Source organism: Flavobacterium sp., from assembly GCF_027484205.1.
Lineage (GTDB): Bacteria > Bacteroidota > Bacteroidia > Flavobacteriales > Flavobacteriaceae > Flavobacterium.
In genome coordinates this window covers 115,414-141,296 of record NZ_JAIXUB010000026.1, presented here as the reverse complement: position 1 = coordinate 141,296, position 25,883 = coordinate 115,414, and the positions used below count along the sequence as shown (strand labels likewise).

Here is a 25,883-nt window from a genome sequence, read left to right as displayed (position 1 = left end):
CGTCAAATCTAAGGAGTTTGAACTTCCGTTGGAGTAGGAGTTACACTAACCGAAGTTGAATCACTTCTTTTTCTGTAAACTGGTTTTTTTGGAACTACTTTTGGATAAACAGGAATATAAATTTCTGTAATCCATTTTGATGGTTGTTTAACATCTTCCATTCCTTTTACATAAACCTCAATAATTTGTTGCGATGTATTTCTAACCAACTTGTTTTTTGCCATATAATTATAAGTGGCATTCCAAGTTTTTTGAGTGTGACAGTAATCTCCTGTTAAGGTAGATTTTACTGCTGTATAGGGTTTCATGTCAGCCCATTCAATATCACTTCCTGATGAAAAATGCAATGAATCTTTCACCGGAATACATACAGAAAGTCCAATTAAATCATTAGTTCGGTCATATTTATTGTAGATAATAAATGGTTTCCCATTCATAACAATATTATTTTTTTCGAAGAAATTTTTCATTCTTGGAACTAATATTTTTAAATTCTTAGCCACACTTTTTTCTCTACAAACGATGGATTGCTTTAAGTAAAATCCACCAGGACGAGCCACAATTCCGTTAACTTTTATAGTATGTGTATTGATTTCGTAATCTAATGTTTTGTCAAGATTTGCTAAACTTTTTTCGTAAGTATCACCTACAGTTGAATTAATTCCTCCATTAAAAAATGCTAAAATTTTTGATTTAAAATCCAATTTTCCTTTGCTTGTCCAAGTCACTTTTGTACCGCCAATAGTATCTTTAAATTTCCATGAAACAGATGATTCTTCTCCGTTAGAAATCATTTTTTGAGAAATGCTATCGTTTTCTTTTACAAAAAGTGTAGTCAAATTCCCATCACTATTATTTCCTTCCCAAGAACAGTAAGCACCTTTCCCAACTGTTTTTAAAGGATAATAGAATTCAATTCCTTTATCTTCTGAAATCCAAGAACCAAAAGTTTCCCAATTTCTTAAATCATTTACATAATTGTAAAGGGTTGCTTTAGGAGTTTTAATTACTTTACTTCTAACAACATCAAAATTTGCCTTTTGAGTAGATACAAAAACCGAAAGCCCGATAAATAGGAGTAGAATTAAAAGTAGCAGGTATTTGAGAATTCTCATTACAATTTAAGTAGTTTGGTGGCGTAAAAATAATAAAATTATTAATCCGTTGAACAATTCTTAATGTAGAAATTACTTTACAAAAGAAATTAATGCTTAAAGAATATTTTGATTAGAAATAACAACAATATGAAGAGTATAAAACCAATCAAAACCCAATAACTTCCTTTGTAAAACTTTTTATGCAAATCTTTATCACCTTTATAGGCATAAACCATTGCTATTACAAAAGCTACAACAAAAAAAGCTGCAAAAATCCATTGTCCTTTAGAAAACATAATTCAATTTATTTTTCAACAAAAATAGTTAATTGTTTTTGATTTGTTGTTGTCAAAGTTGTTAGGATTCTTTCTATTTTTAAAAATTAAAATTATTAATCGTATGCAAAATAAACTAAACGCTGTTAAAGAATTCCATACCGCATTTGGACTTGGTTATAGTGAAACAATGCGCGCCGATTTAGGTGAACAAAAAAACCTTCTTCGTTATAATTTAATGAAAGAAGAAAACGAAGAATATCTTGAAGCCGTTCAAAATAAAGATATTGTTGAAATTGCTGATGCTCTTGGTGATATGCTTTATATTTTGTGTGGAACCATTATTGAACACGGATTACAAGATAAGATTGAAGCGGTGTTTAACGAAATTCAAAGAAGTAATATGAGTAAATTAGGTGAAGATGGAAAACCAATTTACAGAGAAGACGGAAAAGTTATGAAAGGACCAAATTATTTCAAACCTAATTTTGAAGAGATTTTGAAGTAATTTCGGATTTCAAGTTTTATTAAATCAAAAAGCGATTTTCATTTGAAAATCGCTTTTTTTTATAGTAGATATTTTAATTTTGAACACTGAACACTGAACACTGAACACTGAACACTGAACACTGAACACTGAACACTACACTTTAACTGTCCAACCAAAAGTATCTTCAGCTAATTTGTATTGAATTTTAGTTAAATCTTCTTTTAATTTAAGTGCAAATGAATTTTCAATTTTTGGTAATTGATATTCTGTTCCTTGATAAGCAAAAGCTACAATTGGACTAACAACTGCGGCTGTTCCTGCACCAAATATTTCTTTCAAACTTCCATCTTTAGCGGCATTAACTAATTCTTCTACTAAAACAGAACGTACTTCCACACTCAATCCATCGCGTTGCGCTAATTCAATTAAACTTTTTCTTGTAACACCATCTAAAATTCTTTCACTCGTTGGCGCAGTGTATAAGGTATCATTAATTCTAATAAAAACATTCATTGTTCCAGCTTCTTCAAGCTTGGTATGTGTTGCATCATCAGTCCAAATGATTTGTTGGTATCCTTTTTCATTAGCTAATTTCGTTGGGTAGAATTGTGCTGAATAATTTCCAGCCGCTTTTGCAGCTCCAATTCCTCCATTTGCGGCTCTACTGTAATGTTCAGCAATAATTACTTTCACTTCACCAGAGTAATACGATTTTGCTGGCGAAAGAATAATCATAAAACGATATTCATTTGATGGTTGAGCAATAACTCCATGTCCAGTTGCAATCATAAAAGGACGTAAGTATAAGGTATTTCCAAGTCCTTTTTTAACCCATTCTCTATCTAAATCAACAACCATTTTTAAACCTTCCATGAAAACATTTTCAGGAACTTCGGGCATTGCCATTCTTTTTGCTGATTTATTAAATCGCTTAAAATTTTCATCAGGACGAAATAACCAAACGTCCTCATTATCATCTTTATAAGCTTTCATTCCTTCAAATATGGCTTGTCCATAATGAAAAACTTTTGCAGATGGATCAATTAAAAAGGGTTCGTAAGGTTTGATAATTGGCTTTTGCCATGCGTCATCTTTGAAATCACAAATTAACATGTGGTCAGAGAAAATATTTCCAAAGGTTAAGTTTTCAAAATCTACTGAAGCAATTTTTGATGATGAAGCTTTAACTATATCGATTTCGATAGTGTTGTTTAAAGTCATTTAATGTGAGTTTATTTCTTAATTAATTTTATAAACAGCTATTAGTTAAATAGTTATATAAAATAATTAAATATTATTTAGTTTTTGCTAAACTAATAAAAAAATAGTTTCAAATTGTTGCCTTCAAAATTTATTTATTCACTATTTATTGATATTATTAACTAATGAATTTTATCTTAAAAATAGTGTGAAAAATCGTAATAAACTACTTAATTTTGTTCTAATTAAATTTTAAATATTATGAGAAGATTACTTTTATTATTGTTTATCGTTAGTGTAACAAGTTTAAATGCGCAAACAAAATCTGCATTTAACACAAATGATTATGTTTCTTTTGGAGATAAATTTCAACCTAAAAAAGTCTTGACAGAAAAACAAATGCTAAAAAAATACAAATCGCTTAAAAAAGGTGATTCTGTAAAAGTTGTTTTTCAATCGAATATTAAATCGGTTTGCAAGAAAAAAGGATGTTGGATGAATTTAGACTTAACCGATGGAAATAAAGCCTTCGTTAAATTTAAAGATTATGGTTTTTTTGTACCATTAAATGCTGATGGAAGTGATGCAATAGTTAGCGGTTATGCTTTTGTTGATGTTGTTAGTGTTGCTGAGTTAAAGCATTATGCAAAAGACGCTGGAAAATCGCAAGCTGAAATTAATAAAATAAAAAAACCTGAAGTTACTTATTCATTTATGGCTGACGGTGTTTTAATAAAAAAATAATGAAAAAGTTAGTATTGTTACTTCTTTCTGTTGGTATTATTTCTTGCCAAAATAAGGAAGTTAAAAAATCGGAAGATAAAGAAGCTTGTGCCACTGATTCTGTAAAAGAAAAGAAATTTGAGATGTATGAAATGTCTGAAATGGCTTCGCTTATGGAACAAATGTATGCGCATAATCAACAATTGCGATTGCGAATTATAAAAGGTGATACCATTGGGAAATTTCCAGAATTTTTTAATAAAATTTATACAGCAAAATTCACAACTCCAAGTGACAACGATGCTTTTTTTAAAGAAAATGCAGATAAATACATTGCTGCTCAAAAATTGATTTATTCGGATACAGAAAATGTAAAAGATAACTTCAATAAAGGTGTTGATGCTTGTGTAACTTGTCATCAAGGTAAATGTGGTGGACCAATTCCTAGAATTAAGAAATTATACATCAAGTAATCTTGAAAAGAGAAATCCTTACTACAAATGATGGCTCAACAACCATTCATTTAACAGAATGGAATGAAAGTTATCATTCTAAACACGGTGCTATTCAAGAAGCTTATCATGTATTTATAAAAAGTGGATTTTCTTTATTTGATGGAAAGTCGGTTTCAATTTTAGAAATCGGTTTCGGAACTGGATTGAATGCTTTTATAACTTATTTAGAAGCTCAAAAAACAAATCAAATAATTGATTATGTTGGAGTAGAAGCCTATCCTGTTGATATTGTGGAAGCTTTGCAAATGAATTACGTTTCTGAATTGAATGCTTCTAATGAAAAGGATGTTTTTGATAAAATGCATCAAATTTCTTGGGAAGAAAAACAGGCAATTTCCAATAATTTTTCGCTAACAAAAAGGAAGCAATTCTTTCAAGACATATCAGATGTAGATTCTTTTGATTTGATATATTTTGACGCTTTTGGATTTCGAGTTCAGCCCGAATTATGGTCGTTTGATATTTTTAAAAAAATGTATGAAGCGCTTAAAATAAATGGTATTTTGGTTACTTATGCTTGTCGTTCATCCATTAAAAATGCTATGATTGAATGTGGATTTAAAGTTGAAAAATTGCCAGGCGCACCTGGAAAAAGAGAAATGTTACGTGGAACAAAGTAATATTCGAGATTTTTTTCTAAAATGTTACGAGGATCAAAACTTTAACTTTTTATTTCAAAAATCATATTTTAAAAATAGTTAACTTTGGATATAATAAAAACCCAATAGCTACGTTCTTATTAAATCGAAGATTTAAAAGTCTAACCAATTTAACTATTAATTATGTCAAGATTGATTTATGACTACACTAAATCGGTGTTGGAAAGGGTAAGTTTTGATACAAGACTTTTCTGCAAAGAATTAGATAAAGCAGTCAGAGTGCTTTTACCTTATGAAATTGAACAACTAACAGAATGGTTGCTCAATTTCACTAAAGAAAAGCCAGAATTAAGGCAATGTTTACTGATTATCAACAAATAAAACTAAAAGGAACTTAAACGGTTCCTTTTTTTATTTAGTAGCTTTCGGACTTATGATTTCCACATTTTGAAAAGCGATTGCGCCTTTTACAACTCCACTAATTGAAGTTCTTAGAGCATCGATGATGTGAATTTTTAATTCGTTTTTTGGATAAATTAAACTTACTTCACGAGCAGGTTTTGGTTCTTTAAACTGCCTAAGTTTTAACTGATCTTTTTCTTTTAAATCTAAAGTGTGTAAATAAGGAAGTAAGGTTGTTCCTAGTCCTTCATCAGCTAATTTTATTAAGGTTTCAAAACTTCCACTTTCAATTTGAAAATGATTGTTTTCAGAATTGTTATTGTTTTTGCATAAATTTAAAACGCTATCTCTAAAACAGTGTCCGTCTTGAAGAAGTAAAATTTCATCCAAATTTAAATCTGAAATTTCAATCTCTTTTTTAGAAAAACTCTCATGATTTTCTGGTATGTAGGCTACAAAAGGTTCAAAGTAAAGTACGACTTCTTTAATTTTTTCTTCGTTTAATGGTGTTGCTGCAATAGCTGCGTCTAAATGTCCATTGTTTAATTTGAAAATAATATCTTCAGTATTTAATTCTTCAATAATCAATTTAACTTTAGGATGTTTCTTTATAAAATTTTTCAAAAACATTGGTAAAAGTGTTGGCATAATAGTTGGAATTATCCCTAATCTAAATTCACCACCAATAAACCCTTTTTGTTGATGAACAATGTCTTGAATTCTATCGGCTTCATTTACAATGTTTTTAGCTTGATTTACAATTTTTTGGCCAATTTCGGTTAATTGAATTGGTTTCTTACTTCTGTCAAATATTTGGATATCAAGTTCATCTTCTACTTTTTGAATTTGCATACTTAAAGTAGGTTGCGTAACGAAGCATTTTTCGGCTGCAAGGGTAAAATTCTTGTGTTCAGCAACTGCTAAAACATATTGAAGTTGTGTAATTGTCATGATATAATAAAATTTGATGCAAATATAAAAACTATCAATTTAATTTATACTATCGAATTTGATTAAAGCGTAAATTTGTTTAAAATATAGATATCATGAAATTAAATACCTTAGGATTGCCAGTAAAAGAGACAGAAGTTTTAGTAGCAGAATTAAATATTTTGCTTGCTAACTTTCAAGTATATTATCAAAATCTACGAGGATTACATTGGAATATTCGCGGAAAACGTTTTTTTGATCTACATATTAAATTTGAAGAATTGTATAATGATAGTCAGTTAAAAATTGATTTAATTGCTGAACGAGTTCTAACACTTGGAGGAACACCTTTGCATACTTTTGAAGATTATGTTAAGAATAGTAAATTGCCAATAGGTAAAAATATTCATAATGATGAAGAAGCTATTTCTTTAATAGTAAATTCGTTATCTCATCTTTTAAAAATTGAAAGAGTTATTCTTAATCAAGCGAGCGAAATTAATGACGAAGGAACGAATGCTATGATGAGTGATTTTATTTCTGAACAGGAAAAAACCATTTGGATGATGAGTGCTTGGTTAGAACAAGAAATATGATGAATTTATTTGTTAAAAAATATACAATAGCTTTTCATTTATCTAACTGAAAAGCTATTTTTGCAATATGAAGTCGGTAGCAAGAATATTAGTAGTTCTTTTTATAGCTTTTCTTTCAACGCCAACTGTTGTCTCGTTGATTGAAAAGAATACTGATGTATCAATATTTTATAGCTTTTCAGAAGAAGAAATTCACAAAGATTTAAAAGAGATTAAAGCAGAATTAAAGCAACAATTTGATTATCCTTTTATGGATTTAAAAATCAAGTTAAATTCAAAAATCATTTCAGAAAACTTATCTCACCATGATAATGTTACTTCATCAATTTTTTCTCCTCCACCAGAATTAGTTTAATACATTTCGTTTATTCGGACTAAATTGTTTGGTTCGACTTTTATGTATTTAATTAATTTATCGGTATGACAAAAAAAATCAATCTTTTTGCTAATCTAAAATCTGATTTTGCTTCAGGTTTAGTAGTTTTTTTAGTGGCATTGCCATTGTGTCTCGGAATTGCATTAGCAAGTGGAGCACCATTATTTTCAGGAATTATATCAGGTATTATTGGAGGAATTGTTGTTGGTTATTTAAGCCAATCTCATTTAAGTGTTTCTGGTCCAGCAGCAGGATTAACAGCAATAGTTTTAACTGCAATAACCGACTTAGGTTCGTTTACTGCATTTTTATTAGCCGTTTTAATTGCGGGAATTATCCAATTGATATTAGGATTCCTCAAAGCAGGAACGATTTCTAATTATTTTCCAAATAATGTTATTGAAGGTATGCTTGCCGGAATTGGTGTAATCATTATTCTAAAGCAAATTCCACATGCTTTTGGTTATGATCCAGATTTTGAAGGTGATGAATCTTTTTTTCAACCCGATGGAGAAAATACATTTTCTGAAATATTTCATATATTTAATCATGTGCAAATGGGTTCCATTGTAATTGCATTAATTTCATTGGCAATTTTAATATTATGGAATAAAGTAGATTTTTTAAAGAAAATAAAGTTAGTTCCGCCAGCATTAGTAGCTGTGATTGTTAGTATTTTACTCAATGAATTTTTTATTCAATCGGGAAGTAATTTAGCTATCGCAAAAGAGCATTTAGTAAGTTTGCCTGTTCCAACAACCTTTGAAGAATTTAAAAACATCATAGTATATCCAGATTTTGCTTCCATAACAAATTCTAAAGTTTGGATTGTTGCCGTTACTATTGCTGTTGTAGCATCTATTGAAACACTGCTTTGTATCGAAGCTGCTGATAGAATGGATGCTCAAAAAAGATATACTAATACCAATGTTGAACTAAAAGCACAAGGAATTGGAAATATTATTAGTTCGCTTTTAGGTGGTTTGCCGATGACTTCTGTTGTTGTTAGAACTACAGCAAATAATACTGCTGGTGCAAAATCAAAAATGTCGGCGATAATTCATGGAGTACTTTTGTTAGTGAGCGTTTTAGCAATACCATCAATTTTAAATAAAATTCCATTAGCAACTTTAGCAGCGGTTTTATTGTTGGTAGGTTATAAGTTGGCTAACCCAAAAACAATTAAGCATTTCTGGGATAAAGATAAAATTTATCAGTTTATTCCTTTCATATTTACTTTTGGAGCTGTAGTTGCTACAGACCTTTTGAAAGGAGTTGCACTTGGTATGGTTATCAATATTATTTTTATTTTGATAGGTAATTCAAAACGTGCCTATAATTTTAAAATTGAAGATTATCATGAAGGTGATATCATTCATATCGATTTAGCCCAAGAGGTTTCTTTTCTAAATAAATCGGCAATTAAAGATACCTTAAATAAGATTCCCGAAAATTCAAAAGTAGTTATAAATGCCAATGCTACAGTGTATATTGCTCATGATGTTTTAGATTTAATAAGAGAGTTCAAAAAAATAAAAGCCAAAGAGTTGAATATTAACGTTAAATTAGTTGGCTTCAAAGAGGCTTATAATCTTGAAAATAGTGATGGATATCAAAATACTGTAACCATTGAGCACAAGTATAACGTACTTAAAAGAAAATTAGAAACCATTGAAAATAAAAACATAATATTTAAATAGTAAAAAAGATGAGTAACGATTTTTATAAAAAGATTCTAGATAACAACAAAAAATGGGTTGAAAGTCAATTAGCTCTTGATGCAGAATATTTTAAAGATTTAGCAAAAGGACAACAACCACCTTTGTTGTGGATTGGCTGTTCTGATAGTAGAGTTCCTGCAAACGAAATAATTGGTGCAAAACCAGGTGAAGTTTTTGTACATAGAAACATTGCCAATATGGTAATTCATAGTGATATGAACATGTTAAGTGTATTAGATTATGCAGTAAATGTTTTGAAAGTAAAGCATGTCATTGTTTGTGGTCATTACGGTTGTGGTGGAGTTAAAGCAGCAATGGGAAATCAATCTATTGGTTTAATCGATAACTGGATTAGACATATAAAAGATGTTTATAGACTACATGAGCACTATCTAAATACTATCGAAGATGAAGAGGAACGTTTTAATAAATTTGTTGAAGTAAATGCTCAAGAACAAGTATTTGATTTAGCTAAAACTTCAATTGTTCAAAATGCATGGCGAAATGGTCAAGAATTAACCCTTCATGGTTGGACTTATGGTTTAAATTCTGGTTATGTAACAGATTTAGGTGTAAATATGAGTTCTAATGATGAGTTAGATGAAGTTTATCAATTAAAATTTTCAAATTAGTTTTAAATAGAAAGACTACATTACTTTTGAATGTAGTCTTTCAAACCAAAACATGAATGAAACAAAATTTAACTGTTAATTACTTATCTGAATTATTGTTAAATAGATAGGCATTCCTAAAGTTATGTTGAAAGGAAATGTAACAGCTAGTGCCATAGGAAGAAATAGACCAGGATTTGCTTTTGGTACTGCTATTTTCATAGCTGCTGGAACAGCTATATAAGAAGCACTTGCTGCTAAAACAGATAGCATAAATCTATTACCGATATCATTTGTTACTAGATGGCTTAGAACTGCAACCAAGCATCCGTTAATTAATGGTATTGCTATTGCAAAAATTACAGCAAACCATCCACTTTTAAGAAAATCACTTAATTTTTTTCCGCTTACGATTCCCATGTCTAAAAGAAAAATTGCAAGGAAACCTTTGAATAAATCATTTGTAAATGGTTTTATTCCCATTGCCTGTTCGTCACTAGCAAGTAAACCAATAATTAAACTTCCTAATATTAAAAGTACACTACCATTGGTAAACGAATGTCTAACAATTGACAAAATAGAGGTATTTATTTCTTTTTTGGTGTCAAATAATCTAATTAAAATTACTCCAACGACTATAGCTGGTGCTTCCATTAAAGCCATTACTGCTACCATGTGTCCGCTAAAACTCATGTGTTGAATTTCTAGAAAAGATGCTGCTGTTACAAAAGTTACTGCACTCACAGAACCGTATGCAGCTGCAATTGCTCCAGAATCATAAATACTAAATTTTTTTCTTAAAATGAAATAAGAATAAATTGGTATAACTAATGCAATAAATACACCAAATAATACAGACCAAACTATTTCGAGGTTAAAGTGGCTATGCGCTAATTCTTGTCCGCCTTTAAATCCAATTGAAAACAACAAATAGAGTGAAATAAATTTGGAAGAATTTGGTGGTATTTCCAAATCACTTTTTAGTTTTACTGCAATTATTCCAAGTAAAAAAAACAGTAAAGCTGGATTGGTTAAATTATCTAAGAGTAAATTTAAGTTCATTGAATTTATTTTTTTGTTGCACGTTCTAAACGATCGTTTATTGATTTTCCTAAGTCGTTTTCAGGAAATTTCTCGGCTATAATTAAGTCTAAACCTTTTTTATCTAATCGATGCATCGCAGCATATAAGTTAGCAGTAGCTTCTTTTAAAGTACCGTTGCTTGAAAGTATTTCTGTTTCAATATTTACATTATTTAAATTCAATTCTTTAAATGATAAAATACCAACTTTGGATGTTGGATAATTTTTTATTTCATCCTCAATATTTTCTGATAATATCGTTTTAGTCTTTGGTGCGTAATGTCTTGAAAGCATTCCAGGTGCATTTGGAGAATTATCATTTTTATTTATAATTTCAATAGGTCCAATTATAGATTCTATGTCTTCAACAGAAATTGATCCTAAACGATAAAGAATGGCCTTCTCATTTTCAAAACCAACAATCGTTGATTCTATTCCATTTTCACAATTACCACCATCAAGAACCAACTCTAAACTATCTGTAAAATAATCGGCGACGTGTTGAGAAGTGGTTGGACTTATGGAACCAAAAGGATTTGCACTTGGAGCAGCTAATGGAAAATCAAGTTGTTTTAACAATTCTAAAGTTAATGAATGATTGGGAATTCTCACCGCAACAGTTTCTTTTCCTGCTGTAACAGAATAGGGTATACTTTCTTTTTTCTTTAAAACTAAAGTTAGCGAACCTGGCCAAAAAGCATCTGCTAATTTTTTTGCTTTTTCAGGAATTTCTTGTGCTATATTCTCTAATAATTCTTTAGAATGTAGATGAACAATTAATGGATTATTGAAGGGTCTATTTTTTGTTTTAAAAATTTTATTTATTGCTTTTTCACTATAAATATTTCCAGCCAAACCATAAACTGTTTCAGTAGGTATAGCAACTAAATTTTCATTTTCGAGAATTTGTTTGGCTTTAAATATGTCTCTAGATATTTGTATCATAATTATTTTTAAGGATTGCAATTGTCACAATAAGTTGGGTCTTCAAATTTTATTCCTCTCGGATAATGTAATTCTTTTTCATAGCAACATTTTTTACATTTGTATAAATAACTTAATGTAGATCGAGTAGGTAATAAACAATTTTCGCAAAGTAAACCCGGATTTGCATGGATAATGTCAAAACCAGGTAAGGCACATTTCGGACATAAGCTTTTAATTTTTTCAATTAATTTTTGAGTCACTTTTTCAATTACTTGCATTCGAGTTGGATTGAACATAGCTCTCATATCAGTTTCGGCGTAAACACTGTTGAATTCTTGTTTTAATTCGTTATAATTTTCTATTAAAACATCTTTGTCAGTTATTCCTTTAATGATTTTTGAAAAATTTTTTTCTTCTGGTTTCAGAATTATGGCATGACTTGGAAAATTTATTTGTTCTGCAAATGCCAATAAATCGGCTTCATTAGTTATTAGTTTTCCATTGAAATTGGTTTCCATGCTAATTTCTCTTGCAACAATTTCAATATCATTTTTAAAATCTTTAAGCATCATCAACTCTTCATTTGCTTGTGCAAAAAATAGTGTAGGATGTGCTCCAAAAGAACCTTCGCTTGCAACGACTAAATCACAATTTGTAGCTTTGTGTGCTAGAATACATTTTTCTCTTAACGTTGATAGTGCATCTTTTTTTCGATCTATTTCGCCAGAAAAAGTACCAAGAGAATCGGTGTCAAATGCATCAGAAGTGAAACAGTAATTTCTAAATTCTTTCCAGAATAAAGGAGCAATTACTGATTCCTTCTGATGTTTTGTTGCAATAAGAAGCTTTCTTTCTTCAAACATTTTATTTTTCTAACTCAATTGAAATATTACTTTTTATCACAAACTTCATATCTTTTGATTTTGAATTTTGGATAAGATTTTTTATTTGTTCTTTCGTTTCTTTAAGTTCTTGAATACGTTTTTTGGAATGTTCAATGTCTTTATTAAAACGAATATGATTACTAAAATCTTCTCTCTTGTGATAATCAATTTTGTAGTTTAGTAATGTTGTAAGTACACTGTCTGCATCTTCTAAAGAAAATGTTCCATCGATAAGTTTAAATTCTTGATTGTTTTCCATTTTTATTTATTTGATAGTTTCATAAATCCGTATCCGCTTGTTATAATTCCTATTCCAATGATTATATCATTTGTAAAAGTTTCACTAATTGTCGCTTGGTAAAGTCCTGTTAGTATAATAATCATTGAAAATAGCATTAGTAGATTGTGACTTGTTTTTGAATAAATTAAGTTTTTTGTTATTGTTTTATTGTCTTTGTCTAATTTTAGATTGTCTAAGTTTGATTTAATAATTTCATTATTATTTCTATTCATACTTTATTTAGTTAAAATTGATTGTACAAAACTCTTAATTATAAATCATATATTTTTATTTATATTTGTAATGATATATATAAAATATTTTTATGAATTATACCTTGCATCAACTTCAAGTTTTTTTGAAAATAACACAAACTAAAAGTATTACCAAGGCTTCAGAGGAGTTGCATCTAACACAACCCGCAGTTTCAATTCAATTAAGAAATTTTCAAGATCAATTTGAAATTCCTCTTACAGAAGTTATTGGAAGAAAATTGTATATAACTGATTTTGGTAAGGAAATTGCTTTAGCAGCCGAAAATATAATAAATGAAGTTTATGCAATAAATTATAAGACTCAAGCCTTTAAAGGACAATTATCTGGTAGGTTAAAGTTATCTGTTGTTTCAACAGGAAAATATGTTATGCCTTACTATTTATCTGAATTTATGAAAAATAATTCTGAGGTAGAACTTGAAATGGATGTAACTAATAAAAGTAAAGTTATAAAATCACTAAAAAATAATGAAATAGATTTTGCATTAGTGTCAATACTTCCAAATGACATAATTGTTGAATCATTACCACTAATGGATAATAAATTATTTTTGGTAGGGAATAAGTTTTCTGAAATAAATCAAGATTCTAGTTTATCAAACTATGTTTCAAGTCAGCCGCTAATTTATAGAGAACTTGGTTCAGCAACGAGATTTTCAATGGAAAATTTTCTTGATAAAAAAGGAATAGTTCCCAATATGAAAATACAATTAACATCTAACGAAGCTGTTAAACAGTCAGTTATTGCTGGTTTAGGGCTTTCTATCATGCCTCTTATCGGATTAAAAAATGAATTGGAAAAAGGTGATATTAAAATTTTACCTGTTGACAAACTTCCAATAGTTTCAAGTTGGAGATTGATTTGGTTGAAAGGTAAAAAGTTAAGCCCAGTTGCTAAAGCATATCTTGATTTTGTTTCTAAATTTAATGAAGAAATTAAAAACAAACATTTTGAATGGATAAAAAATTATTAATCTTCTAAATTTTCATTAAAAGCAGAAGGCAATAATTGCGGAATAAATTTTATCAAAATTGGTAATAACAATCCGCCACCAGGAAGTAAAAAAATAGTTAAAGACGGAATGCTTTTGCAAATGTCGAGTAATTGTTTTTTTACTTTCTTTTTTTCCTCTGTGCTCAAATCTTTTTGAGTGGATTTGGCTAAAAGTTTCATCAATTCTTTACTTTCAGAAATTTCTTTAGTCAATCGTTTTTGATTTCTTTTAATCAAAACTTGAACGCCTGTGGTAGTTTGATCGTAAAAATGTTTTACCGGATTGGAATAATTAAAATATTGAATATCCTTTTTATGAAGTGTTATGAAATCATTGGTTTTAACCACACTTTCGTTTACAAATTCACTTGAAATTGACATAGCTTCGGCCAATTTATGAAGAAAGTAAACTTCATCATTTTCAACTTTGCCATCATTCCATAGTGTAATTCCAGCTAAATCTAACAAATAATACTTTTCTAAATCATTTGTAAAGTAATCTAATGGTAACTCTTCTAAATTTTGAATACTTACTTTTGAAAATTTGGTATATCGAACTGATGCTTCAAATAATTTAATCAATAAATCATCGTGTTGCGATTTAATAGTCTTTACTTTTAGTGCTAAAGAAACAATACTCATAATCGTTTCTTCCATGCGTTTCAAGTATTTTTCTGGAATTTTTCCTTCTTGTAAATAGTGGTAAAATGCTAAAACATCAACAAATAATAAGGCATTAGTTACAATATGAGAGAAGTTTTTACTGATGATATCTTTATTCGTTTGAACACGTTCATTTATCAAACTCTCTAATTTTGAACTAGGATTAGAAGTTATTAACTTATCAAAAAGTACAAAACCTTTTGGCGTCATTTCTTTATAAAATGCAACTGTTTTTTTGATAAAATCATCCGTGTTTTCTTTTTTATTTGAAAACAGATAAACATCATGAAGTGTTGTCAATAAAGCTACTTTAGAAATTTCATCCGATTTCCATTGAGATATGTCTATAGCAGGATTGGAATTTATTGCAATAATATGTCCATAAATAAAACCTGTCTCACGGATGGTTTTATAAAATGGTAAAGCATCGATACTTGTGTCGAACAATAATTTTTGCTCTACAAAATATTTATCAATCCAACCGTGTGCTGAAGGGTTTATCATAGCTTTATTTTGAGCTACAAAGCTAGGTATTTTTAAGAAAGTTCAGATGTATAAATGTTAAGAATTTATGGTCTTGATTTAATGTTTTCTTCACAAAGGCGAATGATTTCTGCAATTCGAAGGTTACGTGTTTCTTCACGTTTGGCTTGATTCAACCAATACAAATAACTTTTTCTGTAGGAAGGACTAAAGTTTTGGTAATTATCAAAGGCAGTTTTATTTTGCTGAAAAGCAGATTCTAAGTCTTTTGGTAGTTCTAAATTTTCAACTGCATCTAGTGATTCCCATGAACCGTTTTGTTTTGCAATTTCAATTTTTCTCAAACCGCTTTCATGAATCAAATTTTCTGCAAGGAGTTTTTCAATGTAAGTTTTATTGAGTTTACTCCACACACTTTTGTCTTTTCTTGGTGTAAACATCTGCTTGCGTCGTTGGTCATCTATTTTTTTAACTGTAGAATCAATCCAACCATAGCAAATAGCAACTTGAACGGCTTCTTCCCAACGCATACTTTCTTCAGCACTATTTACATTATAAAACAATAAACAAATTCCATCTGACGAATGATGATTTTCGTGCAACCAATCGCGCCATTCTTGAGTGTTTTTAAAATAATGTAAGTCTTTTTTGTCCAAAGTTTATTGAATTTGATGCGTTATGAAGATTTGTTATTTCCAATTTTTATCAATTCTTCTTCAACAAATTTAAAATATTCTTTGAATTCATTACTTACTTTTCCCGTATAAAAATCAAGGATAACAAAATTGGAAATTTCAAATTTCAATTGAAAAAAGTCAAAATACATTTGCATGGTATTTTCAAAATCAATTTCTAACATTATACTCATTTGTACACTAAAATCCTCTTTATAATGAGCCGCAATTTTGTTTCTAATTTTACCAATTTTTTCAATATTGTATTTTCTTCTAAACTGTTTTAATTTTTCTTTAATTTCAATAGTTTTTTCATTTTCTTCTGAAAAAATAAACTTGCCATTATCATCAATAAAATTAAAGGTTTCATACACAATTCTATAAATGGATTTTATATAAAACATTTTATACAAAAAGCTATCAGAATTATTAAACGACATTCCTATTGTTGCTAATTCTGAGGTGATAATTAAAAAGTTAGAATTTATATTTAGTCTTTTTATACTATCTTTTATGTTTTGAGGAGTTTCAATTTTGAACGCTTCATATTCTTTAATCTTTTCGTTCCAATCAATAGTAATATCGATACATTGAGTGTAAATTTCAAAGTGTTTTTCAAAATCTGTGATTGGTTGTTGCATTTGATAAACGGTTATTATATTTTTATTTATTCTAATGCTTTAATAAATTGGTTCATTTCTTTCATTGTGCCAATTGTGATTCTTGACCATTTTCCCTTTTCTTCATAAAGCTTAGTTCCCAGAATATTATTCTTTTTTAACTGCTCAAAAAAGTCTTTGCTATAATTTTCTAATGAAAAATAGACAAAGTTTGTATGCGAAGCAATACATGGTATTTTTAAATTCTCTAATTGTTCAATAGTATATTTTCGGGCTTCTGCATTAAGCAAAATAGTTTCTTTTACAAATTTGTAGTCCTTTAATGATGCTAAAGCTCCAGAAGCAGACACTACACTTACACTAGCATTTGTAGAAAATTGTAATTGACCTATTTCTTGTATGGTTTCGGAATGTGCAATTGCATATCCAACTCGTGAACCTGCTAAACCATATATTTTTGAAAAGGTTTTGGCAATAATTAGGTTTTTATTTTCCGATACTAAATTTGCAAGTGATGGTTGGTCAGTATAATCAAGGTAAGCTTCATCGACTAAAACTTTTGTTTTTTTTGTAGCTTCATTTATGAAATTTATAAGTGCTTCATTCGTACAAATTGTTCCCGTTGGGTTATTAGGATTGCATATATAAACCATTTTTGTGTCAGTGTCAATGGCACTTAACATTGCAGATAAATCATGTTTTTTATCTTTCGTTAATGGAATTGCAATTTTTTTAAGACCTGCATTTTCTGCGGTTACTGTCCAATAATCAAACGTAGTTTCCGCAATAATTAAATTTCCAGATTTTTTTGAACAATATAAAGCAACTGTATTTAAAATTTCAGATGAACCTGCACCCAATAGTATGTTTTGATCCGTGAGATTATGTTTTTGAGCAATTTTCCCAATCAATTCGTCTAACAACTCCCAATCATAGCGATTGCTGGCATTTATACTATTACTCATTGCATTTTTTGCCAATGAAGATGGTCCATATGGATTTTCGTTAGACTTTAATCGAATTAGGCTTGTATTTTTCTCTTCAAAGATGTTTTCTTTTGTTGGATTTGAAAAACTCTCAAACGGAATAATCCCTAAACCTACAATCCCTAAACTTGTTTGCTTCAACCAATTTCTTCGATTATTCATAATTTTAATTTTAAAAAATAAAATAGTTTATCATCAAAGTAATAGGTCGATTTATTTTAGATTTGTTACGATTTTTTACTTTTAGTTTTGGTTAAACTAAAATAGTAAATAATGTTTCGTGGATTCATGAAGTGGCGATGAGCTGAAACCAAGCCTTTACAAAAATAGATAAAACTTTAAATTAAAAAACCTTTCCATTTTTTATAAATCTCAAGTCTAGTAATTTCTTGTAAAAGGTGATTAAAGATAGTGCATTTAGTTAATTACATTTATTACTAATGCAATAATCAAAATAGGAGTCATTATTACGATTGCTGGTAGTATTAAATTCAAAATCGATTTTCCAATTGATAATTTTTGAACTTCGGATATCGCAATTACACATAATACTATACTCCATATTCCAAGGGCAAATTCTATAATCATTGAACCGTAAACAATTACATTCGAAACAATTCCACCGCTTACAATGTCTCCATCTGATTTAAATATTTCGTTGCCATATATTATAATTTGAGGTATGAGAAAGAGCAAAGAAACTATTGAAGGTATTAAAGCGTATGATAAAACTCTTAAAATTGAATCAGTATTTCCTTTTCCATTTATCCATTTTCCAGTCCAACTTATTAATGCTGAATACAAATAGTAAGTAATCCAACCGAATATTACGCCAATTAAGATACTAAATGCAATTATTCCCCAAATCGAAAAATAATCACCCATATTTTTCATCGATGCTCTATCAAAAGTTCTTGAAATTCCTGCTAAAATTAATAAAACCGTTACATACTTATTATATTTGTATGTATTTATAAATTTAAAAACTTCTCTTGGTGAAGTCCAAATTTTGGTAAAAATATTTTCTTCAGAAATATAGTTTGTGTTTAATTTATCCTCAAGGTCTTTAAAATTTTCAACCATATTTTTTTATTGTTTAATTTTCGTTTTGATTTTATAGTATTTCTAAAAACGTATTCCGATTATTTAAACGGCTTTTAGTGACAGATTTTCTTTATGTTATTCATAAATTCCGTGTATTGTCCAACTAAGTTTGGATCAGATTGTAAAATACTTGCCTTTTCTAAAGTTTCTCTAGCTTTTTGTCAATCTTTATCAACGTTAAAATAAAATAAAGCCAAATACATATTTCCATAAGCTTTCCAATATTCAGAATCAGAATTGGAAATCATTTTTTTTAATATTTTTTTCCCTTTTTCATATTTTTCTGTTTTTAAATAGCACCGTGAAATATTTATGAAAGTTGGATAATAAGTTGAGTCTAAAACAATAGATTTTTGATAGTATTTAATTGCTTCATCAAATTTTTTTTGAGCCATTAATGTTATTCCAATTTCATTATAAATTATTGGGTTTTCTTCAAGAATGAGAGATTTTTCTAAAAATATTTTTGCAGAGTCATGTTCTGAAATTTTGTTTTTCTCTGAAGCTTTTTCAAAAAGTCTTTCAGCTTCAGGATTTATAATGATTTGAGAAATTTCATTTTGAGGATTATGAGTTTTTAATTTTCCTATATGTTTAGTTTCTTTTTGACAAGAAATAATAAATAGTACAATTATAAAGGCATAAAAGTTTTTCATAAGGAATTCTAGGTTTTAATGTACTGTTTTTTTTTTATACTTACCGCTAATGTTCCGTCGCTTGGAAAGGTTGCTAAATTCTGAACCGATTATTTTATTAAAGATAAAATTTCTTGTGGAATGTAAACGTGAATTTTGCAGAAAATTCGCAATCTTGCCAAGCGCTTGTTAGCAAATGTTTCTTATTATTTCGTTTATTGTTTTTAGAGTATTTGTTGAAGTTTCTCGGATGATAATTTTATTTTTTTTGTCTTTTATGAGTTCTGTAAATAAGTTGTCTTCTGTGTTTATGTCAACTATTGTTCCTCCATATTTTAATGTTGTTTCAGCAATTGCCATAGGCAAATTTGTTGCGCCAGATGTTCCGACAATAAAAAGAACGCCTGAATTTTTGGCAATTTTTAACGAGCTAAATTTTTTATTTGTTTTTTCGTCATAGTATTCGTCAAACCATAAAATGTTAGGTCTCATCCAAGCTCCACATTCTTTGCATTTTAATAGTTCAATTTCTTTTTCTGTTAAATCTTCATCAATTTCTTTTCCTTTAATTTCATCAGGTAGAAATTGTATGCCTTTACAACCATTAGAACATTTAATTTCTCTATTATTTCCGTGAATTTCATAAATTCTTTTTGATCCAGTTCTTCTATGAAGATTATCTATATTTTGAGTGATTAAGTGGAATTTGTCATTTAATTGATTTTCAATCTCTACAATTTGCTTATGACTTTCATTTGGCGATGCATTCTCAAACATTTTTTTTCTAAAAAGTGAATATTGCCATACTTCTTCAGGATTTTCTTTAAAATATTTAAATGTTCCAAACTCTTCTGGTTTATGAAATTTAGTTCCTTTTATCCATATACCATCAATTCCTCTGTATGTAGGAATTCCACTGTCTGAAGAGATTCCTGCACCAGTTAAAAAAGTGAATAAATTTCTATTTTTTTTATTATAAACTTGTTTTATTATTTCCTCAAGTTGTTCTTTCATTTTGCGTTTTTAAAATATCTGCTAACTTATTAATAGCCGCGTGTTCATCATACAAATATTTATAATCGGTTGTAAGTATTTATAATTGTAAATGTATAAAATTATTCCACAATTCTTCCTTCAATAATCACGTTGTCAATTAAATAGGTTCCAAAGCAGTAAGGCAATTGGTAAAACGAAGTAATTGGTTTTGTAATAATAAGGTTTGCTTTTTTTCCTATAGTGATGCTTCCGTGGGTTTTTTCAATTCCCATGGCATAAGCTCCATTTATTGTGGCTGCATTTATGGCTTCTTCGGGTGTCATTTTCATTTTGATGCAAGCCGTTGCAACTACAAAATTCATGTTTCCTGATGGAGTTGTTCCTGGATTGAAATCGGTTGCTAATGCTAGAGGTAAACCTGCGTTTAACATTTTTCGTGCTGGCGTGTATGGAATACTTATAAAATAAGAACATGAAGGCAACGCAACAGGCATGGTATTCGAGTTTTTTAGAGCTTCAATATCGTCATCGTTTACAATTTCTAAATGATCTACTGAAAGTGCGTCGTGTTTTACACAAGCTGCAATTCCGTCAATGGCGTTGAATTGGTTCACGTGAATTTTTGCTTGCAAACCATACTTTTTTCCGGCTTCCATAATGCGTTCGGTTTCATCCACTGAAAAATAACCTGTTTCGCAAAAAGCATCAATATAATCAGCAAGATTTTCTTGAGCAATTTTGGGTAACATTTCATTAACAATCAAATCAATATAAGCAGAATGATTTTCTTTAAATTCAATAGGAAAAGCATGTGCACCAAGAAAGGTTGCTTTGATTTTTATAGGATAATTTTGGGCCAATTTTCTAATTACGCGAAGCATTTTCAACTCGCCATCAACCGTTAATCCATAACCCGATTTGATTTCGACTGCGCCAGTTCCTTGTTTCATCACTTCTTCAAGACGCAACTTCGATTGTTCATAAATTTCCTCTTCGGAAGTTTCATTTAGTTTTTTAGCAGAATTTAGAATTCCGCCACCACGATTTGCAATTTCTTCATAGCTCAAACCGTTGATTCTATCTACAAATTCCTGCACACGATTTCCTGCATAAACAATATGAGTATGACTGTCGCACCAAGTAGGAAGTACCACTTTTCCTGTAGCATCGATAGTTATATCTGCGTTGATTTTTGGGCAATTTTCCATTAAACCAAAATCGGAAATGAGATTGTTTTCTATTAATAAATAGGCATTTTTTATGGAAGGCAAAATGGCCATTTCTGCTCCTGAAACTTTTGAAACAGTGGAATCTCTAATTTGTAGTAGTTCTTGTATGTTGGTGATTAAGGTTGTCATGAAACTAAATTTTCGTAAAAATACTTTTTAAAAAATAATTATTTATAAATTTAGACAAAATTTAATTTAGTGCGAAAAATCAAATACAAGAAAGGCAGAAAAGTCCAACCAAGTTTTTTAGACTACACAGGTTTACATAAATCTGTAGAAACAGAAATGCAACTCTTTGTTTATGATACGAATGAGTTAGTTGAGTGTAAGGATTTAAATGTAAATGAATTAGATCAAAATGTTGATTTAACAAAAGTCAATTGGTTAAACATTCACGGATTGAATGATGTCAATTTCATTAAATCCATTGGTGATTATTTGAAAGTTGATAATTTTATGCTTGGTGATATTTTAAATACTACAAAACGCACCAAACTTGATGAATATCATGATGTTTTGTTTTTCAATATAAAATCGTTGTTGCCTGTTGAAAATTCAGATAATATTTCGGTTGAGCAAATAAGTTTTCTTTTGAAAAATGGAATTTTAGTTTCATTTCAAGAAAAAAGAAGTGATTTCTTTACGCATTTGCGCGAACGCATTCGAACACATTCAGGAATTGTACGAGAAAAAAAAGCAGATTATTTATTGTATTTATTATTAGATGCAATAATGGAAAACTTCTACATAACACTTGAAAATGAAGAAGATAGAGTAGAGGAGTTGATTAATATATCGAAAACAAGTTCAAGTCCATCAACATTGGAGCAAATTGAAAAACACCGCGATAATTTTAATTATTTAAAACGTTCTATCATTCCTTTGCGCGATTCATTGTATTCAATTAAAAGTATGAAAGATGATAATGTTTTCAATTCGATAGAAAAAGAAAATTATAGTTTTTTTGATCGATTACATCAAAAGAGTCTAGAACTTTTAGAACAAATAGATTATGATTCTTCTACTTTAGACAGTGCGTCCAATTTTTATTTTTCGATGCAAAACCACAAAATGAATGAAGTGATGAAAACCTTAACTGTAGTTTCGGTGTTTTTTATGCCTTTAACGTTCATTGTTGGAGTTTATGGAATGAATTTCGATAATATGCCTGAATTGCATTGGGAATATGGCTATTTTATCATTCTGAGTTTTATGTTTTTGCTGCTTCTAGGAATGATTATTTATTTCAAAAAACGTAAATGGTATTGATTGTTCAAAAAGTAGTTAATAATTATTTGAGATTTATTGCTCAAAAGAAAATTATCAATTACCTTTGACGAGTATATACATAAAATTCTGTAAAAACATGTTTACTTTACAACAGTATTTAGGTTTCTTACTTTTCTTAACCATTTTAACTATTGGTTTTTGGTTAATGATTTTCTTAATTCACTTTGTGTTCTATTGGATATTTGGTGCAACTAGAGAGTTGTTGAGAGAAAGAAAAGCTAACAGAGAATTAGAACAAGCTTAATCGTTTTGTTTTAAAATAAAAAAGTCCCAGAAATTGGGACTTTTTTTATGCTTTGATTTTTAGAAATCACCACCGCCATCGCCGTTCTCTTGCATTGACTTTTTAGGTTTTTCTCTATCGTTTTTAGATTTATTAAATCTGTAAGTAAATGAAAGTGTAATTTGTCTTTCTCTCCACTGCATTTCCGTATGAGAATCAAATTCACCTGCGCTATAACTATCAAATATTCTTTTTCTAGAGTTTAATAAATCATTAACACTTAATGCAACAGTTGCCTTATCTTTTAAAACATCTTTACTGAACGCTAGATTAGCTGCAAAAATTCCATATACTCTTCCTTGTCTTGTATCTTGTGGACCATTGTAAGTTAAGTTTGTTTGCCAATCGATTTTATAAGGCAATGAAATTTTAGAATTTAAACGTGTAAACCATGAGCTTGTCGTATTATCAAAATTTTGTGTAACAACAACATCAGCAAAATTTGTGTAAGTGTAATCACCTTCTGTTTTGATATTGAAGAAATTGAAATTACTATTTAATTTCCACCATTTGTAAGGAGAATAATTCAAAGTAAATTCAAATCCTGTTCTGTATTCAGTTGCCAGATTGACTGGAGTTGAGACAATTAATGGTATTCCGGTTGTTGTTGTCAAACCAGATTCTTTTCGTACCATTTGGATAACATCATTTGTTTTATTTACATAAAGCGATGTACTCAAAGTTACTTTTCCAATTTTAGTTAAATATCCAAAATCTAGCGCATCAGTCATGGAAGGATTCAAATCAGGATTTCCAATAAATGTATTGATGTTACTAGAAAGGTTATTGAAAGGAATGATTTGTCTTCCTCTTGGACGTTGAATTCTCTTGCTGTAACTTAATGAAATGCTAGATTCTTTGTTTAGTTCATAAGTGGTAAAAGCACTCGGAAAAAAATTATTGTATTTTTTATTGTTCGATAAACCTGCATTTTCCGATGAAATAGTAATATTTGAATCTTCCCAACGTAGTCCAAACAAGAATGAAAACTTGTTTACTTTTGTTCCATATTGCGTATAAAGTGCATTTACATGTTCTTTATATCCAACGACATCTGTTAAATCATCATTTGCAATACCATCATTAAAAACAGCATATTTTGTTGTCAATTCACTAAAATCACCACGATAACCTGCTTCAAATTGACTTCCTTTTCCAAAGGGTAAAACATAATCCGTTTGAATTAAATTTCTGTTTTGTTTTTGGTCATTCAAAGATTCATCGATTATTACATCTGAATTTAAGTTGTTTTTGTCAGTAATAAATGAAGTATTCAAATCCATATTTTGTGAAAACGAACCATCGATAGTTAATTTATGACCATCTCTTTTAAACTTTTTAACTAAACCTGTAGTAAACTCAACGTTTTCACTATTGCTGTCCTCTTGATTGATTCTGTTTGTAGTTGAAAGATACGTTTTTGAAGCATCAAAATAATCTTGAAAAACATTATCACGATTATCACCGCTATTTTTTCTGTAGTTTAAAGCATTAGACCATGTTGTAGAATCATCTAAATACCAATCAAAACCAAAGTTACCGTTGTATCCTTTTCCTAAACGTGTGTTAGTTCTACTTTCGTCTATATAACCACTTGTTGTATTATCGTCGTTAAGATATTCTGTTTCAAAAATACCATTTCCAGGATTGTCTCTGTAATTGTAACCTTGCGTAGTAAACAAATTAAATTGTTCTGTTTTATAGTTTATAGTTCCACTCAAACCATGATTGTCTGGATAACCAGTTGTTGCAATTATAGTTCCATTTAAACCATTTGTTTTTCCTTTTTTAAGTACAATATTTAAAATTCCACCGCCACCTTCAGCATCATATCTAGCTGATGGATTGGTTACAACTTCAACTTTATCTATGGCATCAGCTGGAATTAATTTTAAAGCATCTGTAACATTGATAGCATTTGAAGGTTTTCCGTCAATTAAAATTCTAACATTTTCGTTTCCTCTTAAGCTTACAGTTCCTTCTGCGTCAACAGTTACCGACGGAATATTGTCTAAAACGTCGCTCACTGTTCCACCTTTTACCATTAAATCTTGCCCAACATTATATACTTTTTTGTCAAGTTTAATTTCAACAGTAGTTTTCTCAGAACGAATTACAACTTCTTCAATTTGTTTAGAATCTTCTTGAAGAGTAATTGTGCCAAGATTTGTCGTTCCAGTAATCACTTTGCCTTTAATTTCTAAAGGTTTGAACGAAATAAAATCTACTTTAATATCGTAAGTTCCAGGTGAAGCATCAAAACTAAAATTACCTTTATCATCTGTAATTCCGCCTGCAGAGACTTTATTAGTTAGTGTGTTTGTCAAAGAAACCGAAGTATATTCTAAGGGTTGATTTGAAATTTTGTCAACTACTTTTCCGCTGACTTTAACTTTTGGACCTTGTTGTTTTTCTTGCGAATAATTTAAAAAAGTGGTAAAAATAAGCGCAACAGTAAAAAATAATTTAATGATTTTCATACAATCTTTTGTTTTTTATTATAAAACATTTGACTGCAAAAATAAACTTTCGTTTAACCTTCAAATCACAAAGGTTTGTTAAAAGTAAAATTGAATTAATCTAAATAATTTCGTTTACTCGCTCAAATGGTCTTGCAATTACTGCTTTATTTCCTTTTACAGCAATAGGTCGTTCCATTAAAATTGGAAAATCAACCATAGATTGGACGATTTCTTTGTCGGTTAGTGTTTTACCTTTAAAACGTTCTACCCAAATTGATTCTTTTGTTCTGATGAGTTCAATTGGTTTGATATTCAATTTTTTAATTATAGTTTCTAATTCTTTGAATGTTAATGGATTTTCAAGATATTTTACAACTTCAAATTCTTGTTTAGAATTTTCAACAAATGCTATACATTCTCTAGATTTTCCACATCGTGGATTATGGTAAATTGTTATCATTATTTTTTATTACAAAGTAAA

At 29.3% G+C, this 25,883-nt stretch carries 31 protein-coding genes; 12 read left to right on the top strand and 19 right to left on the bottom strand.

Annotated features, from left to right (window positions below; genetic code table 11):
• Positions 1-8: 8 nt before the first annotated feature.
• Positions 9-1,115 (bottom strand): GyrI-like domain-containing protein, encoded by a 1,107-nt coding sequence (locus Q0049_RS14535; protein ID WP_298121285.1) that lies wholly within the window; start codon positions 1,113-1,115, stop codon positions 9-11.
• A gap of 89 nt (positions 1,116-1,204) precedes the next feature.
• Positions 1,205-1,393, bottom strand: a complete 189-nt coding sequence (locus Q0049_RS14530; RefSeq protein WP_298121282.1) for a hypothetical protein — start codon at positions 1,391-1,393, stop codon at positions 1,205-1,207.
• Between the two features lie 103 nt (positions 1,394-1,496).
• Here Q0049_RS14530 and Q0049_RS14525 point away from each other — a divergent pair, with 103 nt between their 5' ends.
• The gene (locus tag Q0049_RS14525) at positions 1,497-1,880 is read left to right on the top strand and encodes a nucleoside triphosphate pyrophosphohydrolase family protein (RefSeq protein WP_298121279.1); all 384 of its coding nucleotides are present in this window, start codon (positions 1,497-1,499) and stop codon (positions 1,878-1,880) included.
• Positions 1,881-2,015: 135 nt separating this feature from the next.
• Here the strand turns inward: Q0049_RS14525 and Q0049_RS14520 are convergent, their stop codons facing one another.
• A complete protein-coding gene (locus Q0049_RS14520; protein WP_298121276.1) occupies positions 2,016-3,083 on the bottom strand; it encodes a branched-chain amino acid aminotransferase in 1,068 nt (355 codons plus the stop codon).
• Between the two features lie 240 nt (positions 3,084-3,323).
• Here Q0049_RS14520 and Q0049_RS14515 point away from each other — a divergent pair, with 240 nt between their 5' ends.
• The 4 genes from Q0049_RS14515 (at position 3,324) to Q0049_RS14500 (ending at position 5,280) form a co-directional block, all read left to right on the top strand.
• Entirely contained in the window at positions 3,324-3,806 is a 483-nt protein-coding gene (locus Q0049_RS14515; protein WP_298121273.1) for a DUF4920 domain-containing protein, read from the top strand.
• Complete coding sequence (locus tag Q0049_RS14510) at positions 3,806-4,258, top strand: hypothetical protein (protein WP_298121271.1); 453 nt, start codon at positions 3,806-3,808, stop codon at positions 4,256-4,258. Before Q0049_RS14515 ends, Q0049_RS14510 begins: the two co-directional genes overlap by 1 nt.
• A 2-nt stretch (positions 4,259-4,260) precedes the next feature.
• A complete protein-coding gene (gene mnmD, locus Q0049_RS14505) occupies positions 4,261-4,920 on the top strand; it encodes a tRNA (5-methylaminomethyl-2-thiouridine)(34)-methyltransferase MnmD (RefSeq protein WP_298121269.1) in 660 nt (219 codons plus the stop codon).
• 162 nt (positions 4,921-5,082) lie between these two features.
• Entirely contained in the window at positions 5,083-5,280 is a 198-nt protein-coding gene (locus Q0049_RS14500; protein WP_298121267.1) for a hypothetical protein, read from the top strand.
• A gap of 30 nt (positions 5,281-5,310) precedes the next feature.
• Here the strand turns inward: Q0049_RS14500 and Q0049_RS14495 are convergent, their stop codons facing one another.
• A complete protein-coding gene (locus Q0049_RS14495) occupies positions 5,311-6,252 on the bottom strand; it encodes a LysR substrate-binding domain-containing protein (protein WP_298121264.1) in 942 nt (313 codons plus the stop codon).
• A 95-nt stretch (positions 6,253-6,347) separates the two neighbouring features.
• Here Q0049_RS14495 and Q0049_RS14490 point away from each other — a divergent pair, with 95 nt between their 5' ends.
• The 4 genes from Q0049_RS14490 to can all read left to right on the top strand — a co-directional run bounded on the left by Q0049_RS14490 (position 6,348) and on the right by can (position 9,556).
• Positions 6,348-6,827: a Dps family protein gene (locus tag Q0049_RS14490; protein ID WP_298121261.1), complete on the top strand. Its 480-nt coding sequence runs from the start codon at positions 6,348-6,350 to the stop codon at positions 6,825-6,827.
• A 67-nt stretch (positions 6,828-6,894) separates the two neighbouring features.
• A complete protein-coding gene (locus Q0049_RS14485) occupies positions 6,895-7,182 on the top strand; it encodes a hypothetical protein (protein ID WP_298121258.1) in 288 nt (95 codons plus the stop codon).
• A gap of 65 nt (positions 7,183-7,247) precedes the next feature.
• On the top strand, positions 7,248-8,903 hold the full coding sequence (locus tag Q0049_RS14480) for a SulP family inorganic anion transporter (RefSeq protein ID WP_298121255.1): 1,656 nt from the start codon (positions 7,248-7,250) through the stop codon (positions 8,901-8,903).
• A gap of 8 nt (positions 8,904-8,911) precedes the next feature.
• Positions 8,912-9,556, top strand: coding sequence for a carbonate dehydratase (gene can, locus Q0049_RS14475; protein ID WP_298121254.1), 645 nt, complete (start codon positions 8,912-8,914; stop codon positions 9,554-9,556).
• A gap of 75 nt (positions 9,557-9,631) precedes the next feature.
• On the opposite strand, the gene Q0049_RS14470 is transcribed toward can, so the two are convergent.
• Genes Q0049_RS14470 through Q0049_RS14450 form a run of 5 tightly spaced genes read right to left on the bottom strand, consistent with a single transcriptional unit; the run spans position 9,632 to position 12,941 of the window.
• A complete protein-coding gene (locus Q0049_RS14470; RefSeq protein ID WP_298121252.1) occupies positions 9,632-10,597 on the bottom strand; it encodes a sodium-dependent bicarbonate transport family permease in 966 nt (321 codons plus the stop codon).
• Between the two features lie 5 nt (positions 10,598-10,602).
• Complete coding sequence (locus tag Q0049_RS14465) at positions 10,603-11,562, bottom strand: L-threonylcarbamoyladenylate synthase (RefSeq protein WP_298121249.1); 960 nt, start codon at positions 11,560-11,562, stop codon at positions 10,603-10,605.
• 8 nt (positions 11,563-11,570) lie between these two features.
• Positions 11,571-12,407 (bottom strand): DUF6671 family protein, encoded by an 837-nt coding sequence (locus Q0049_RS14460; RefSeq protein ID WP_298121246.1) that lies wholly within the window; start codon positions 12,405-12,407, stop codon positions 11,571-11,573.
• Position 12,408: 1 nt separating this feature from the next.
• Positions 12,409-12,687, bottom strand: a complete 279-nt coding sequence (locus tag Q0049_RS14455; protein ID WP_298121244.1) for a hypothetical protein — start codon at positions 12,685-12,687, stop codon at positions 12,409-12,411.
• 2 nt (positions 12,688-12,689) lie between these two features.
• The gene (locus tag Q0049_RS14450; RefSeq protein ID WP_298121241.1) at positions 12,690-12,941 is read right to left on the bottom strand and encodes a hypothetical protein; all 252 of its coding nucleotides are present in this window, start codon (positions 12,939-12,941) and stop codon (positions 12,690-12,692) included.
• 92 nt (positions 12,942-13,033) lie between these two features.
• On the opposite strand from Q0049_RS14450, the gene Q0049_RS14445 reads away from it, so the two are divergent.
• Complete coding sequence (locus Q0049_RS14445) at positions 13,034-13,957, top strand: LysR family transcriptional regulator (protein WP_298121239.1); 924 nt, start codon at positions 13,034-13,036, stop codon at positions 13,955-13,957.
• Here the strand turns inward: Q0049_RS14445 and Q0049_RS14440 are convergent.
• The 8 genes from Q0049_RS14440 to hutI all read right to left on the bottom strand — a co-directional run bounded on the left by Q0049_RS14440 (position 13,954) and on the right by hutI (position 21,496).
• Positions 13,954-15,144, bottom strand: a complete 1,191-nt coding sequence (locus tag Q0049_RS14440; protein ID WP_298121236.1) for an LETM1-related biofilm-associated protein — start codon at positions 15,142-15,144, stop codon at positions 13,954-13,956. The genes Q0049_RS14445 and Q0049_RS14440 overlap by 4 nt on opposite strands.
• A gap of 65 nt (positions 15,145-15,209) precedes the next feature.
• Positions 15,210-15,779 (bottom strand): YdeI family protein, encoded by a 570-nt coding sequence (locus Q0049_RS14435; protein ID WP_298121233.1) that lies wholly within the window; start codon positions 15,777-15,779, stop codon positions 15,210-15,212.
• 20 nt (positions 15,780-15,799) lie between these two features.
• A complete protein-coding gene (locus Q0049_RS14430; protein ID WP_298121231.1) occupies positions 15,800-16,438 on the bottom strand; it encodes a hypothetical protein in 639 nt (212 codons plus the stop codon).
• A 26-nt stretch (positions 16,439-16,464) separates the two neighbouring features.
• On the bottom strand, positions 16,465-17,565 hold the full coding sequence (locus tag Q0049_RS14425) for an aminotransferase class I/II-fold pyridoxal phosphate-dependent enzyme (protein WP_298121228.1): 1,101 nt from the start codon (positions 17,563-17,565) through the stop codon (positions 16,465-16,467).
• 255 nt (positions 17,566-17,820) lie between these two features.
• Positions 17,821-18,486: a Yip1 family protein gene (locus Q0049_RS14420; protein WP_298121226.1), complete on the bottom strand. Its 666-nt coding sequence runs from the start codon at positions 18,484-18,486 to the stop codon at positions 17,821-17,823.
• A 182-nt stretch (positions 18,487-18,668) separates the two neighbouring features.
• Positions 18,669-19,163, bottom strand: coding sequence for a tetratricopeptide repeat protein (locus tag Q0049_RS14415; protein ID WP_298121223.1), 495 nt, complete (start codon positions 19,161-19,163; stop codon positions 18,669-18,671).
• Positions 19,164-19,331: 168 nt separating this feature from the next.
• Complete coding sequence (locus tag Q0049_RS14410; protein ID WP_298121220.1) at positions 19,332-20,156, bottom strand: Sir2 family NAD-dependent protein deacetylase; 825 nt, start codon at positions 20,154-20,156, stop codon at positions 19,332-19,334.
• Positions 20,157-20,257: 101 nt separating this feature from the next.
• Positions 20,258-21,496, bottom strand: a complete 1,239-nt coding sequence (gene hutI / locus Q0049_RS14405) for an imidazolonepropionase (RefSeq protein ID WP_298121217.1) — start codon at positions 21,494-21,496, stop codon at positions 20,258-20,260.
• Positions 21,497-21,565: 69 nt separating this feature from the next.
• Between hutI and corA the strand changes: the two genes are divergently transcribed.
• Positions 21,566-22,636 carry a magnesium/cobalt transporter CorA gene (gene corA / locus Q0049_RS14400; protein WP_298121214.1) on the top strand — a complete coding sequence of 357 codons (1,071 nt, stop codon included), beginning with the start codon at positions 21,566-21,568 and terminating at the stop codon, positions 22,634-22,636.
• A 97-nt stretch (positions 22,637-22,733) separates the two neighbouring features.
• A complete protein-coding gene (locus tag Q0049_RS14395; protein WP_298121212.1) occupies positions 22,734-22,901 on the top strand; it encodes a hypothetical protein in 168 nt (55 codons plus the stop codon).
• A gap of 59 nt (positions 22,902-22,960) precedes the next feature.
• On the opposite strand, the gene Q0049_RS14390 is transcribed toward Q0049_RS14395, so the two are convergent.
• Positions 22,961-25,420 (bottom strand): TonB-dependent receptor, encoded by a 2,460-nt coding sequence (locus Q0049_RS14390; RefSeq protein WP_298121209.1) that lies wholly within the window; start codon positions 25,418-25,420, stop codon positions 22,961-22,963.
• 100 nt (positions 25,421-25,520) lie between these two features.
• Positions 25,521-25,862 (bottom strand): arsenate reductase (glutaredoxin), encoded by a 342-nt coding sequence (gene arsC, locus Q0049_RS14385; protein ID WP_298121206.1) that lies wholly within the window; start codon positions 25,860-25,862, stop codon positions 25,521-25,523.
• Between the last annotated feature and the right edge of the window lie 21 nt (positions 25,863-25,883).

Bases quoted from the DNA above. Each gene is read 5' to 3' on its own strand.
- Q0049_RS14535 (WP_298121285.1), bottom strand. From the start codon at position 1,115: ATGAGAATTCTCAAATACCTGCTACTTTTAATTCTACTCCTATTTATC.
- Q0049_RS14530 (WP_298121282.1), bottom strand. From the start codon at position 1,393: ATGTTTTCTAAAGGACAATGGATTTTTGCAGCTTTTTTTGTTGTAGCT.
- Q0049_RS14525 (WP_298121279.1), top strand. From the start codon at position 1,497: ATGCAAAATAAACTAAACGCTGTTAAAGAATTCCATACCGCATTTGGA.
- Q0049_RS14520 (WP_298121276.1), bottom strand. From the start codon at position 3,083: ATGACTTTAAACAACACTATCGAAATCGATATAGTTAAAGCTTCATCA.
- Q0049_RS14515 (WP_298121273.1), top strand. From the start codon at position 3,324: ATGAGAAGATTACTTTTATTATTGTTTATCGTTAGTGTAACAAGTTTA.
- Q0049_RS14510 (WP_298121271.1), top strand. From the start codon at position 3,806: ATGAAAAAGTTAGTATTGTTACTTCTTTCTGTTGGTATTATTTCTTGC.
- Q0049_RS14500 (WP_298121267.1), top strand. From the start codon at position 5,083: ATGTCAAGATTGATTTATGACTACACTAAATCGGTGTTGGAAAGGGTA.
- Q0049_RS14495 (WP_298121264.1), bottom strand. From the start codon at position 6,252: ATGACAATTACACAACTTCAATATGTTTTAGCAGTTGCTGAACACAAG.
- Q0049_RS14490 (WP_298121261.1), top strand. From the start codon at position 6,348: ATGAAATTAAATACCTTAGGATTGCCAGTAAAAGAGACAGAAGTTTTA.
- Q0049_RS14485 (WP_298121258.1), top strand. From the start codon at position 6,895: ATGAAGTCGGTAGCAAGAATATTAGTAGTTCTTTTTATAGCTTTTCTT.
- Q0049_RS14480 (WP_298121255.1), top strand. From the start codon at position 7,248: ATGACAAAAAAAATCAATCTTTTTGCTAATCTAAAATCTGATTTTGCT.
- can (WP_298121254.1), top strand. From the start codon at position 8,912: ATGAGTAACGATTTTTATAAAAAGATTCTAGATAACAACAAAAAATGG.
- Q0049_RS14470 (WP_298121252.1), bottom strand. From the start codon at position 10,597: ATGAACTTAAATTTACTCTTAGATAATTTAACCAATCCAGCTTTACTG.
- Q0049_RS14465 (WP_298121249.1), bottom strand. From the start codon at position 11,562: ATGATACAAATATCTAGAGACATATTTAAAGCCAAACAAATTCTCGAA.
- Q0049_RS14460 (WP_298121246.1), bottom strand. From the start codon at position 12,407: ATGTTTGAAGAAAGAAAGCTTCTTATTGCAACAAAACATCAGAAGGAA.
- Q0049_RS14455 (WP_298121244.1), bottom strand. From the start codon at position 12,687: ATGGAAAACAATCAAGAATTTAAACTTATCGATGGAACATTTTCTTTA.
- Q0049_RS14450 (WP_298121241.1), bottom strand. From the start codon at position 12,941: ATGAATAGAAATAATAATGAAATTATTAAATCAAACTTAGACAATCTA.
- Q0049_RS14445 (WP_298121239.1), top strand. From the start codon at position 13,034: ATGAATTATACCTTGCATCAACTTCAAGTTTTTTTGAAAATAACACAA.
- Q0049_RS14440 (WP_298121236.1), bottom strand. From the start codon at position 15,144: ATGATAAACCCTTCAGCACACGGTTGGATTGATAAATATTTTGTAGAG.
- Q0049_RS14430 (WP_298121231.1), bottom strand. From the start codon at position 16,438: ATGCAACAACCAATCACAGATTTTGAAAAACACTTTGAAATTTACACT.
- Q0049_RS14425 (WP_298121228.1), bottom strand. From the start codon at position 17,565: ATGAATAATCGAAGAAATTGGTTGAAGCAAACAAGTTTAGGGATTGTA.
- Q0049_RS14420 (WP_298121226.1), bottom strand. From the start codon at position 18,486: ATGGTTGAAAATTTTAAAGACCTTGAGGATAAATTAAACACAAACTAT.
- Q0049_RS14415 (WP_298121223.1), bottom strand. From the start codon at position 19,163: ATGAAAAACTTTTATGCCTTTATAATTGTACTATTTATTATTTCTTGT.
- Q0049_RS14410 (WP_298121220.1), bottom strand. From the start codon at position 20,156: ATGAAAGAACAACTTGAGGAAATAATAAAACAAGTTTATAATAAAAAA.
- hutI (WP_298121217.1), bottom strand. From the start codon at position 21,496: ATGACAACCTTAATCACCAACATACAAGAACTACTACAAATTAGAGAT.
- Q0049_RS14395 (WP_298121212.1), top strand. From the start codon at position 22,734: ATGTTTACTTTACAACAGTATTTAGGTTTCTTACTTTTCTTAACCATT.
- Q0049_RS14390 (WP_298121209.1), bottom strand. From the start codon at position 25,420: ATGAAAATCATTAAATTATTTTTTACTGTTGCGCTTATTTTTACCACT.
- arsC (WP_298121206.1), bottom strand. From the start codon at position 25,862: ATGATAACAATTTACCATAATCCACGATGTGGAAAATCTAGAGAATGT.